Origin of the sequence: Pseudoalteromonas sp. CnMc7-15 (genome assembly GCF_022347925.1) — a bacterium.
GTDB classification, from domain to species: Bacteria; Pseudomonadota; Gammaproteobacteria; order Enterobacterales; family Alteromonadaceae; genus Pseudoalteromonas; species Pseudoalteromonas ruthenica.
In genome coordinates, this window is sequence record NZ_JAKRFT010000006.1 from 108,352 (window position 1) to 120,593 (window position 12,242).

Consider the following 12,242-nt stretch of genomic DNA (forward strand, 5'->3'; position numbering starts at 1 on the left):
CGATCTATTGCTGTCCAACGGAGCTAACAATCTTAATTTGACGCTCATCGGGCACTTCTTGGTAAGACATCACCTTCAGCCCTGGGATGGTGTGCTTCACAAAACGTGATAACACTGTACGAAGCATCCCGGAGGTCAATAAGATGGAAGGTTCACCCGACATTTCTTGGTTCTGGTGGGCTTCGCTTAAAGAGGCCTGTAGCCGCTCTGCCAAGCCTGGCTCAATGCCAGCACCCTCATCTCCTGCGTTCTGAAGCGACTGATGCAACATCTGTTCCAACTCAGGCGCCAATGTTATGACAGGAATTTCTGGCGTAGCGCCAACCGCATCTTGCACAATCAAACGACGCAATGAAATACGTACCGCTGCGGTTAATACATCTGGGTCTTGGCTGCGTGGACCATACTCTACGAGAGTTTGCACTATGCTACGCATATCGCGAATAGCAACGCCTTCATTGAGGAGATTTTGTAGCACTTTCACTATGGTAGTCAGCGGTAACACATCTGGTACTAGACCTTCTACTAGACGTGGATGGCTTTTCGCTAGCATATCAAGCAGACTCTGCACTTCTTCGTGGCCCAATAGCAGTGAGGCGTTATTAGTGAGTAACTGGCTAATGTGGGTCGCCACTACCGTAGCAGCGTCAACGACGGTGTAACCTAAAGACTGTGCTTCATCTTTTTGCTCTGGTTTGATCCACACCGCATCCAGACCAAAAGCCGGATCTTTGGTCGCCACACCATTGATTGGGCCAAAGACTTGACCTGGGTTGATGGCCAGTTCATCACCATGACTGAGTTCACCATCACCGCTGGACACGCCCATGAGGGTAATACGATAGGCATTAGGGTCTAATTCTAGATTATCGCGAATATGAACGGGCGGCACCAAAAAGCCCAGTTCCTGTGAGAGCTTCTTACGGACCCCTTTAATGCGGCTTAACAATTCTCCACCTTGGGCCTGATCCACTAGCGGGATCAAGCGGTAGCCTACCTCCAAACCGATGACATCGACTTGCTGTACATCGTCCCAGCCCAATTCTTTTGGTTCGTCGTGGGTGGCAACATTGCTGCCAGGGCCCTGCTCAGCTTCTTGTTGCTCCTGCTCAGCAGCAAGCTTTGCCTGCTTTTGCGAATAATAAGCAACAAAACCAAGTAAGCCACCTAAGCCTAAAAACGCCACATGGGGCATACCCGGTACCAACCCCATAGTGATGAGAATACCGGATGCTATCCACAGTGCTTTGTCATTGCCAAGTTGGGTTTTAACTTGCTCGCCCATATTGTGTGATTCATTTTGGCGAGTTACGACGATGGCAGTACCGATTGATAGCAACAGCGATGGCAGCTGTGCCACAAGGCCATCACCAATGGTGAGTAAGGTATACACTTCCATGGCCTGAGAAAAACTCAAGTCATGTTGGATCATACCGACAAATAACCCGCCAACGATATTGATCACTAAGATAACGATACCCGCAATGGCATCGCCTTTTACGAACTTACTGGCACCGTCCATCGAACCGTAAAAGTCCGCTTCACGGGTGACTTCTTCACGCCGCTCCCGCGCTTGCTCGGCGCTGATAAAACCCGCGTTCAAATCGGCATCAATGGCCATTTGTTTACCGGGCATCGCATCGAGGGTAAAGCGGGCAGACACTTCTGATATACGTCCGGCCCCTTTGGTGATAACCACGAAGTTGATAATAATTAAGATCAGAAAGACAACCAGACCCACGGCATAGTTACCGCCGATCACCACCGAGCCGAAGGCTTCAATTACTTTACCGGCCGCATCCCCGCCTTGGTGGCCCTCTAATAACACCACCCGCGTACTGGCAACATTGAGCGCCAGACGCATAATGGTCGCGACTAAAAGCACCGCTGGGAACATTCCAAATTCAAGCGGTTTCATGGTGTAGACCGTAACTAACAGCACCACCAAGGCCAGCGCAATATTAAACGAAAACAGAATATCCAGTAAAAATGGCGGCATAGGTAATACCACCATTGCCAGTGCGGCGAGCACCAACAGCGGCGTACCTACGCCTTTTGCATATTCTTTTTTATCGCGATTAAGCTGGGTGAGAACGGCCTTAAAATCCATAAATGCTACAGCAATAAATTGACACTGCAGTCATCAAAGCAAGGAGTAGGCCAGTTTTTTATATCTTATATTTCAGTTGGTTAATACTTGAATTCATCAGGAATAGGTAGTTTGTCCGCCAGTTTAGACGGTCGGCGACCGCGTCCTTTTTCAAAGCGTTTCAGCTGATACACATAGGCCAACACTTGCGCGACGGCGGTAAATAGCTGCTCGGGAATTTGTTCGCCTACTTCGGTGGTATGATAGAGCGCCCGTGTTAGCATCGGAGACTCTACCAGCGGGACGTCATTCCCCTTGGCTATTTTACGAATTTGTAAGGCCATTTCATCGGCCCCTTTAGCCAATACTATTGGCGCACCGGCTTTTTCAGTATCGTATTTTATCGCTACCGAGAAGTGCGTCGGGTTGGTTACCACCACATCAGCATCCGGCACATCTTGCATTTGCCGACGTTGTGACATTTCCCGCTGGGTTCGCCGAATACGCGCTTTGATCTGCGGGTCACCTTCGGAGTTTTTATACTCGTCTTTAACTTCTTGTAAGGTCATCTTCAACTGTTTATGGTGGTTGTGCGCCTGATAAGGCACATCCACTGCCGAGACAACAATCATGGTGCAACTCAATGCTAGAAACATCCACGCAATAATTTCCAACGCGTGAGCTATATTGTTCGGTGGCGTTTCGATACTCAAATGCAGAATTTCGTAAAAATACATTTTGATCAAAAACACCGCACACGCTGCAACTAGCCCGAATTTGAGCAGCGCTTTTATCAGCTCAACTGCTGCTTGCGGCCCAAGTATACGTTTGAACCCTTTCATCGGCGACATCTTACTGGCTTTGGGTGCCATCGCTTGCCATGAAAAGTTAAATCCGCCAAGCATGGTATTACCAATAAACGCGGCGATAACTATAACCAGTACAAACATACTCATGGGATAGAGCAATGAATCCGCCACCGCCCCCCATGCCGCAAACATCTTGGTGGTGTCATAAGTTTCGTTACGACTCAGCGATAGCATTCGCTTCATGACTGTGTGTAAACCACGACCAATATCGGGGCCATAAATGAGCAAAGAAACCGCCGACATAATCAATACAAAGGTGGTACCCAACTCTTTTGAGCGTGCTATTTGGCCCTTTTTCTTCGCCTCTTGTAGCTTTTTCGGCGTGGGCTCTTCGGTACGTTCTTGACCTGAATCTTCTGCCATAACAACTCCTAAGGACTACAGCCTGCCATCGAGCAAAGTAGCTCAACCATGCGTAACCACTGCGCCTCGAACTGCGCCATGAAGTTTCCTAAGGTTGCCCAGATAATGGTTAGTCCCGCCACTAGGGTGAAGGGAAAACCAATTGAAAAGATATTTAATTGCGGTGCCGCTCGCGTCATCACGCCAAAAGATAAATTAATGACCAACATCGCAGTCAGCGGTGCCAACGCCAATACCAAAGCGGTGGTAAACATCCACCCGCCCCAGGTAACGATATCCCAGTAGTGATCAACCGCCCACCAAGTGCCGTCGATAGGGACCGCGATAAAGCTGTGCACAATCATTTGGATCATCATCAAATGACCGTTAAAAACAAAAAATAATAAGGTGGTGAGAATTAAATAGAACTGCCCCACCGCCGGCACGCTCAGGCCATTTGAGGGGTCAACCACCGAGGCAAAACCCAAGCCCGTTTGCATTGCTAAGATTTGCCCGGCGAGAATGAAGGTATTCAATAATAACTGCGAGGCAAAGCCCATAGCCACACCAATGAGCAGTTGTTGCAGCACCACAAACACCATTTCCAACGAAAACAGGTTGGTGAACTGAGTAGGAGGCAATACCGGCACCGCAACAAAGGCAATCACCAAGGCCAAGCCAAGCTTAATACGCGAAGGGACATTACGTGCCCCTATCCCTGCCATGACCATCAACATTGCCAGTATACGGACTAAGGGAAGTAAGTAGTCACTTAGCCACTGAACAATGACGGCAAAGGGGTATTCCATGGTTATCCCGCAATTTCAGGTATCGACAGCACTAAGCGGTTAAAGAAATCCATAAGTTCCTGCGTAAACCAGTGGCCACCGATAATAAGTGCACTTAGGGTGACAAGCAAACGAGGTAAGAAGCTCAAGGTTTGCTCATTGATTGAGGTCGCCGCTTGGAATACCGCAACAATCAAACCAACAATCAAACTAGGGACAATGATCGCCGACACCAACTTTATCACCAAAAATAAAGCATCACTGAGAATATCGACAAAAATGCCCGGCTCCATTATTACACTCCCAACCCAAAGCTACGTGCCAAAGTGCCCATTACCAGTGACCACCCATCCACTAATACAAATAGCATAATTTTAAAGGGCAAGGAGACAATCATTGGCGAGAGCATCATCATACCCATGGCCATCAAGACACTGGCCACGACTAAATCAACGATCAGAAAGGGAATGAAAAACATAAAGCCAATAATAAACGCGGTCTGTAATTCGCTGGTGACAAATGCGGGGATCACCACGATAAAAGGGGTGTCCGCAGGCGAGTCTAGTTTTTCATAACCGGCTATTTGCGCAAAAGTTTCTAAATCTTTTATCCGTGTTTGTGAAAGCATAAAAGCCTTCATCGGCTGCTTAGCGGCTTCCAGCGCCTGCATAGAGGACATTTCTTCGTCTAGATAAGGCTGAATCGCTTGGTCATGCACCTGATTGTATATCGGTGCCATAATAAAAATACTCAGAAACAAAGACATGCCTAGCAGCACTTGGTTCGAAGGGGTTTGTTGCAAGCCGATGGCTTGGCGCAATATCGCCAACACCACAATAATACGGGTGAATGAGGTCATCATAATAACGGCGGCAGGGATAAAACTGAGCGCCGTCATAATCGCTAATACTTGCAAGGTGACTGAGTAATCCTGCGTGCCGTCGGCATTGGTGGTTACGGTCACGGCGGGAAGCCCCTGCTCTGCAAAAGCAGTCGGGCTTAAAAGCATAGCAAAAAGAAGTATTAGCCAGTATTTCATTATCTTAGGTCTTTTTTTTAGTATTGAGTATGTGGCTGAGTTGCTTTGCCAGTGGCGCCATCTCGCGCTCTTTGAGCGGCGTTTCCAGCTCATATAAGTAATTGATGGCACCTGGCGTAACGCCTAATAAATGTTGCTTATTATCGATTTCTACCACCAGCAGCCGCTCTTTAGTCCCCAGTGGCAAAGTGCGTATAACTTTAAAATCGTCATTATTGGCCATATTCGGATTAAAACGCTTAAGCATATAAGCTAATGCGATAATTGTCCCGACCACCAACAACAGCGACAACAACATAGACATAACATTGAGATTCAGCCCCGCGCCAGGCTGGGCGGCACCATTTTGCGCATAAACGGGAAGTGCCACGAGGGCAAAAAGCGAGGCCAATGCTCTCATCGTAGTTTTTTGATCCGCTCTACTTGGCTAATCACGTCGGTTAAGCGAATACCAAACTTATCGTTCACCACCACCACTTCACCGTGCGCGATCAAGGTGCCATTGACTAATACATCCAGTGGCTCGCCAGCAACGCGATCAAGTTCTACCACTGAGCCTTGGTTAAGCTGTAGCAAATTTCGGATATTGATTTTAGAACGGCCCACTTCCATAGAAATGGTCACCGGAATATCTAAAATGGTATCCAGCTTACGCTTTTCCTCTGGCGTGACCTCATCGCGCTCTTCGGAGAGCTCGTCTAGCTCTGCAACCTGGGCATCGTCGCCACCGCCTTGTTCACCTTCTTCGGCTTCGGCTAGGGCTGCGGCCCATTCATCCATGGTATCTTGATCATCACTCATTACATACAACCTCTGTTGCTAGGCGCGCATGTGCGCACCTTTTTACCAATCTAAATCTACGCCTTCACTTAAATGCAGATCTTCCTCAAGCTCGGCTAATTCAGCATCTGAGTCGAGCTTCTTACCGCCTTTCGTAAACACATGAAGTTCCGACTTCACCGATTCTGGGCGTTTAATCTTTTCACTAATTTGCAATGCCACCATATCCCGAGAGCGGCCCATCTTCGCGCGGAAGGTCGGTAAGTCTTCAACAAACACAGTGATATGCTCAGGCATTTCTACTGGAATAATGTCTCCAGCTTTGAGCTCCATAATCTGCTCAAGACTCAAGTCTACCTCTAATAACCGTGTCGATAAGTCGACTTCAACATCCATGATTTCATCGCGCAGAGCTTTAGACCAGCGTAAATCAGTGTCTTCAGTATCAGACTGTACACCGGCATCAAGCAGCTCACGGATGGGTTCCAACATGGAATATGGTAGGGCAATATGGAAGTCGCCACCGCCACCATCAAGCTCAATATGGAACGAGCTGATCACCACCACTTCAGTGGGGCTAACAATATTGGCCATCGCCGGGTTTACTTCCGAGTCTAAATACTCGAACGACACATCCATGACCGGAGCCCACGCTTCTTTGTAATCCTCAAAGATGATTTTCAGCAGCATCTGCACAATACGGCGTTCGGTAGGGGTGAATTCACGACCTTCAATTTTGGCATGATAACGACCATCACCGCCAAAGAAATTGTCTACCAATATAAATACCAGCCGCGCTTCCATAGTAATCAGACCGGTGCCTTTTAACGGGCGAAAGCGCACCATATTCAAACTGGTGGGAACAAACAAGGTGTGAATATATTCACCAAATTTAATCATTTGCACGCCGTTGATGGACACTTCAGCGGTGCGACGCATCATATTAAATAAGCTGATGCGCATATGTCGGGCAAAGCGCTCATTAACAATCTCAAGCGTTGGCATACGCCCACGGACAATACGATCTTGTGAAGAAAAGTCATACTGCAGCGCGCTCTCGCCACTGGCACTGGCACCCTCGGAGGTATCCTCTTCTTCGACATCGTCTACCCCGTGCAGTAGCGCATCAATTTCGTCTTGAGATAATAAGTCGCTCACATCTACCCCTTACTGCATTACAAAGCCGGTAAAGAGCACTCGCTCTACGACTTTAGAACCCTCTACGCCTTCGAGGGCTTGTTGTACTTGCGTAAGCGCTTCGTCACGCAAAGATTCTTTACCTGCTGCAGTGCTTAGCTCATCGGCATTGGTACCGGCGAACACACTTAATAATGTGCCTTCAATAAGTGGAATATGCTTTTTAGCGGCCTCTTCGTTCCCTTCGCCACGCACTAATAGCTGCACTTTAATTTGTACTATGCGGTCACGTGCAGCGCCCGGTACATTGAATACGAAAGGACGAGGCATGCCGACATACAATGCACTGCCAAGCTGTGCACTCGGTGCTGCACCACCTTGCTCTGATGCACCGCCTTGCTCTTGTTCCAGTGTAGCAGGCGCCGGGTCGTCGCCCCCAGCAAGCAGGAAATAGCCTGCACCACCACCGACTAATAGCACTACAACAGCAATGATTATAATCAGTTTTTTCTTTGAGCCGCCGCCTTCTTCTATTTGCAGGTCGGTTTGCTTATCATCGGCCATAGGTTGCCTCGAATAAAATCACTTAACTGTATAATAGCAATAGTTATTACGCATAGAAATCAATTCCTTGTTCCATTGGCGCGTTTTTCTGCTGTTGCTCTAAGCCATGGTTTTCATCATTGCTTGCTTGCTCTGTCAGTGGGCCATGCTCGCTGCCTTGACCTTGTTCACCATCGTGCTGCGCACTTTGCTGATTTTGCTGCTCGACGTTGGTATCACCCAAAGATAACCCCTGCTGCGCTAGTAGATCTCTTAATCGCGGCATCGCCTGCTCTAGCGCTTCTTTAGCTTGTTGATTTTGCACTACAAAATTAACATGTGCTTGTTCTCCCTCACTGCGTACCCGCACTTGCATACTTCCTAGCTCCGGTGGATCAAGACGGATTTCGGCTTCTTGGTTATTGAGGTTAAGCATCATATTAACGCGCTGCTGTATTTGCTGCGCGGCGTCGTTTTTAGTGATATTAATTGCTTGCAGTAGTGCAGGATCCAGCGCCATACGCTGAGTTTGCCCTTGAGCTTGAGTGTGCTGCGTACTTTGCATGGCGGCTTGTTGCACCTGTTGCCAATGTGCAAGGTCCGCCTCAATTGCACTGCTGAGCTCGGTATTGCCTTGCGCGTGTGCCACTAAGGCACTGGCAAGCTGAGTCACTTTAGACTGAGCGCTCAAAGCATTGGCTGAAGGCTGAGCGTTCTCCCCTTGCGTGCCTTTACTTGGCGAAACCGCCTTATCCCCTGACTCAATCATAGGCTCGGCGCTGAATTTACTCGCTGATAGATTAGTTTGCTTATCCCCTTGTGGCTGAGCCGCTTTCATTTGTGCATCGCTCAACATTGGATTAACCGCTGCTTGGGTCGTTTTGCTGGCACTGGGTCCGCCTTGGTCGGCTTCAACTTTGGCTGCTGCCAATATATGCTGGGTTTGGGTTTGGGATTGGCGTTGCTGTTGCTCTGGGTTTAATGATCCTGGCGCCGCGCTCGCGGTACTATTTTTTGCATCAGACTTAGCAGCCTCTGCACCAAGGGCTTTGCCATCAGCGAGTACTTTATTCAGTTCTTGCTGAACGTCACTGGCAACCTTAGTTGAATTGTTTAGTTTGCTGGCATCCTCAGCACTGCGTGCTGCTACACTCTCGGCTGGACGCTGCACCTGTTCGCTGGCTTTTGCCATTGATAACTCTTTGGCTTGCGCGGCAATACGTTCAGCATCGCTCAGGCCTGATTGCCCTGGGGTGGCCGCTAACTGATTCAGTTGTGTCTCTAAGCTAGCCAACGCTTTTGCATCTATCCCCGCTGCCGAGGCCATTTGCTGCAGTTGCACACTCAACTCACTGCGCTGTGCCGGCGTTAAACGGGCAAGTGATTGTTTAAGCTCGATTGGCAGCTTAGCAATAAAGTCGACATCAATATCATCACTGAACCCGGTACCATTAAGAGCGCTGCCCACTTCTTTGGCGACCGCAGAGAGCTCCGTGCTCATCGATAATTGCGCAAAAAGTTGCTGATAAAAGTCATCTTCACTAGCAGCTATGGGAGTACTCTGCGCCACCTCTTCGCTAGGCTGCGCCGTATTACTAAGCGGCTCAGCGTCATCAGCTGCGTCACCCTCGCCATCCAAGATCGTTGTTGATGGTTCTTTATCTTTACTTTGCTCGTTAACCTTTTCCGCTGATTTATCAACGCCTTGCTCGGTTTCCTGAGCATTCTTTTGGGACTCTTTTGAATCACTATTTTGACCCACAAAGCCGCCAATGGCCTGCTTTTCATCCTCTGGGGAGCGCTTCACACGGTCTTGGCGTTGCTGCTCTTGAGAATAGAATTGCGCAAACTTTTTCTCACCAGAATCGTAAGTGGATGATGCACCCTTATCTTGGCTCTGTCCCGATTGGGGAAGGACAATTACTGATTCTACCTGTGTCATCATATGACCCCTTCAAAGGTGGCAAAGCAGTGCCGCTTTGCAAGGTTAACTAAGCTTTTAGAAAATTACAGCAAGTTACATACCAGTTTCGCCTGAACGCCGTCGGGCATAAAACTGATTGGTAGCGAATTCATCCAACATTTTTTGCTCTGCTTTCGCTAACTTCGCTTGTTGCTTAAGTTTTTCTTTTTCAATTAACTTGGCTACGGCTTCAGTACGTACCCGCTGTTGACGCCATTGTGATTGGCGCTGCTCCGTGACTCTGTGGGCAGTTTCAACCACCTGTGTTTGCTGCTCAATGGCTTGGTCTATTTTGCTGATGAAGTTTTGGTAGTGACTAAACCCAGCGCTGGATAGACCGGCCTGTGCCTTTTGCGTCAGTTGTGCAAAATACTCTTGGCGAAACTGGTTAAGTCCATTGAGCTTTTGCTGATGAGACTGCCAGTGCTGTTGCGCGCCTAGGAAGTCAGCACGCAGTTTTTCTTCTTTGTCCGATTCAAGTTTATAAAGCAGCGCCAGCTTAGCCATGGTTACCTCCCTGTCCTAGTAAATTGGCTAACGAGGTTAAACACTCATCGTAAGGCACCACATCCTTCATTCCCTGGCGTAAAAAGTTATTAATACGCGGCATCATATCAATGGCTTGGTCGAGTATCTGGTCGGTGCCTTTTTGATATGCGCCTAGGGTGATCATGTCTTTGTTTTCATTGTACATTGCCACCACTTGCTTGATTAACCGCGCTTGCTGCATATGTTGCTCTGAGACCACTTGCGGCATTACTCGACTAATCGATTTTTCGATATCAATGGCCGGGTAATGGCCACTGTCGGCAAGCTCTCGTGAGAGCACAATATGGCCATCTAAAATAGCTCGTGCGGCATCAGCAATCGGGTCTTGCAAATCATCCCCCTCTGACAACACCGTGAAAAAGGCAGTAATGGCGCCTTGGCCTTCACCGCCATTACCCGCACGCTCAATAAGAGCAGGTAGCTTGGCAAACACCGAAGGGGGATAGCCTTTCGTTGCGGGTGGTTCTCCAACGGCGAGTGCTATCTCCCGTTGTGCCATGGCATAACGAGTGACCGAATCAAGTAATAACAATACATTGAGGCCTTGGTCGCGAAAATATTCGGCAATAGTGATGGCGCTTTCACAGCCTTTTAGACGCATCAATGGTGATGCATCAGCCGGCGCGGCCACCACCACAGAACGACGACGCCCTTCTTCACCCAGGATTTCCTCGATGAACTCTTTAACTTCACGACCACGCTCACCCACTAAGCCGACCACAATAACGTCGGCCGCACTGCCTCGGGTCATCATCCCTAACAATACCGACTTACCCACACCACTACCGGCAAACAAGCCCATACGTTGGCCTTGACCCACGGTGATAATGGAGTTGATAGCACGCACGCCCACGTCCATAGGTTGGCTTATTTGTCGCCGTGCTAAAGGATTGATGGTGTTTTTTGCAAAGTGAGTAAACTCCTCGCAGCGCAGTGGCCCGAGTCCATCTAAAGGGCGCCCCAAACCATCGATCACACGCCCGAGTAAGCTCATCCCTACTGGCAGCCCTTGCTGCTTGTGTTGAGGGATAACGCGGGCTCCAGGCAACACCCCAGAGATACGGTCATTGGGCATTAAATAAAGCACGTCGTCGTTAAATCCCACCACCTCGGCATCAACTAAGCCTTGGTTCGTTTCGACCTGACACTGGCTACCCAGCGGTGCTTGCAGCCCTTTTGCTTCAAGGGTCAGGCCAACAACGCGGGTCAAGCTCCCCGCTACCGCGACCTGAGGTTGATGGATGTGTTTACGCTGCTGGTGCAAACGCTCACTTAATGAAGTTGTCATGATTTTGGCTCATCACGCACATGGACACCGCTGTCGTGCAAAAACGGTTCCAGTACTTGTTGGATTCGCAACCCTAATGTGAAATCGATAGATGAACGCTGTTGCTTGATTTTACAATCACCACGCGCCAAGGTCGGCTCACCTAGTAACTGCCAATGGCGATTGTCCAACTCGGTATCACTGAAGTGTGACGTCACTATAGCTAAATCATCTGGGTGGAGGCTGATTTGGCACATTGCCTCATTACTTGGCAAGGCTTCGGTTGCCGCGCGAAGCGCATTTAAAATAGTGTCGGGGTTGGTTTTTAACTCACTCAAGGTAATGGCTTTGGCTAACTCGCTGGCGAGAAAGATCAGCTCATGCTCAACCTGCTCATCAATGTGTTTGGCGGGTTCATCAAGCGCTTCTAACGTGCTTTTTAACGCATCCAGTTGTTCGTCAATGATGGGCTTCGCATCTTCAAGCCCTTGCTCTTTGCCTTGCTTTAGCCCTTCTTGGAACCCCGCTTCTTTGCCTTCACTGGCACCTTTATCAAATCCGTCAACGTAGCCTTGTTCATGCCCCTGTTTGAGGCCTTCTTCGTAGGCATCTTGGCGAATTTGCTCTAACTCTTCAAGGGTCAGTTTAGGAAAGTTGGTCTCCTCAGGGGTCAGGATTTCTTCGCCATCGCTCTGCTCATCTTCCTCGACATGCTTTTTATAAAGCTGTTCGAGCGGTGTCCCAAAGGCGGTTGAACGCCCTTGATATTTCTTTGGATCTGCACTGACATCGGGAATAGGCCAGTTCTCCAGCAGTTCATCTGCTGCCTCACTGGCGTCTAATCGTTGCCCACGACGTAATTTTGACTCACTCATG

13 protein-coding genes are annotated in these 12,242 nt (G+C 48.9%); all 13 read right to left on the reverse strand.

Annotation, left to right across the window (positions count from 1 at the left end; translation table 11 throughout):
• Window positions 1-4 precede the first annotated feature (4 nt).
• Window positions 5-2,110 (reverse strand): flagellar biosynthesis protein FlhA, encoded by a 2,106-nt coding sequence (gene flhA, locus MHM95_RS15230; RefSeq protein ID WP_022944827.1) that lies wholly within the window; start codon window positions 2,108-2,110, stop codon window positions 5-7.
• A gap of 80 nt (window positions 2,111-2,190) precedes the next feature.
• A complete protein-coding gene (flhB, locus tag MHM95_RS15235; RefSeq protein ID WP_239385693.1) occupies window positions 2,191-3,321 on the reverse strand; it encodes a flagellar biosynthesis protein FlhB in 1,131 nt (376 codons plus the stop codon).
• A gap of 8 nt (window positions 3,322-3,329) precedes the next feature.
• Window positions 3,330-4,109, reverse strand: coding sequence for a flagellar biosynthetic protein FliR (fliR, locus tag MHM95_RS15240; protein ID WP_022944829.1), 780 nt, complete (start codon window positions 4,107-4,109; stop codon window positions 3,330-3,332).
• Window positions 4,110-4,111: 2 nt separating this feature from the next.
• Window positions 4,112-4,381, reverse strand: coding sequence for a flagellar biosynthesis protein FliQ (gene fliQ / locus MHM95_RS15245; protein WP_022944830.1), 270 nt, complete (start codon window positions 4,379-4,381; stop codon window positions 4,112-4,114).
• Between the two features lie 2 nt (window positions 4,382-4,383).
• Window positions 4,384-5,127 carry a flagellar type III secretion system pore protein FliP gene (gene fliP / locus MHM95_RS15250; RefSeq protein WP_022944831.1) on the reverse strand — a complete coding sequence of 248 codons (744 nt, stop codon included), beginning with the start codon at window positions 5,125-5,127 and terminating at the stop codon, window positions 4,384-4,386.
• A 4-nt stretch (window positions 5,128-5,131) separates the two neighbouring features.
• Window positions 5,132-5,527, reverse strand: a complete 396-nt coding sequence (gene fliO, locus MHM95_RS15255) for a flagellar biosynthetic protein FliO (protein WP_022944832.1) — start codon at window positions 5,525-5,527, stop codon at window positions 5,132-5,134.
• Entirely contained in the window at window positions 5,524-5,928 is a 405-nt protein-coding gene (gene fliN / locus MHM95_RS15260) for a flagellar motor switch protein FliN (protein WP_022944833.1), read from the reverse strand. The genes fliO and fliN overlap by 4 nt, the downstream gene beginning before the upstream one ends.
• A gap of 42 nt (window positions 5,929-5,970) precedes the next feature.
• Complete coding sequence (gene fliM / locus MHM95_RS15265) at window positions 5,971-7,065, reverse strand: flagellar motor switch protein FliM (RefSeq protein WP_022944834.1); 1,095 nt, start codon at window positions 7,063-7,065, stop codon at window positions 5,971-5,973.
• Window positions 7,066-7,074: 9 nt separating this feature from the next.
• Window positions 7,075-7,608 carry a flagellar basal body-associated protein FliL gene (gene fliL, locus MHM95_RS15270; protein ID WP_239385694.1) on the reverse strand — a complete coding sequence of 178 codons (534 nt, stop codon included), beginning with the start codon at window positions 7,606-7,608 and terminating at the stop codon, window positions 7,075-7,077.
• Window positions 7,609-7,654: 46 nt separating this feature from the next.
• A complete protein-coding gene (locus MHM95_RS15275) occupies window positions 7,655-9,532 on the reverse strand; it encodes a flagellar hook-length control protein FliK (RefSeq protein ID WP_239385695.1) in 1,878 nt (625 codons plus the stop codon).
• A gap of 72 nt (window positions 9,533-9,604) precedes the next feature.
• A complete protein-coding gene (gene fliJ, locus MHM95_RS15280) occupies window positions 9,605-10,057 on the reverse strand; it encodes a flagellar export protein FliJ (RefSeq protein WP_130145089.1) in 453 nt (150 codons plus the stop codon).
• Complete coding sequence (fliI, locus tag MHM95_RS15285) at window positions 10,050-11,387, reverse strand: flagellar protein export ATPase FliI (protein WP_239385696.1); 1,338 nt, start codon at window positions 11,385-11,387, stop codon at window positions 10,050-10,052. The genes fliJ and fliI overlap by 8 nt, the downstream gene beginning before the upstream one ends.
• Window positions 11,384-12,241 carry a flagellar assembly protein FliH gene (gene fliH, locus MHM95_RS15290; RefSeq protein WP_239385697.1) on the reverse strand — a complete coding sequence of 286 codons (858 nt, stop codon included), beginning with the start codon at window positions 12,239-12,241 and terminating at the stop codon, window positions 11,384-11,386. The genes fliI and fliH overlap by 4 nt, the downstream gene beginning before the upstream one ends.
• Between the last annotated feature and the right edge of the window lies 1 nt (window position 12,242).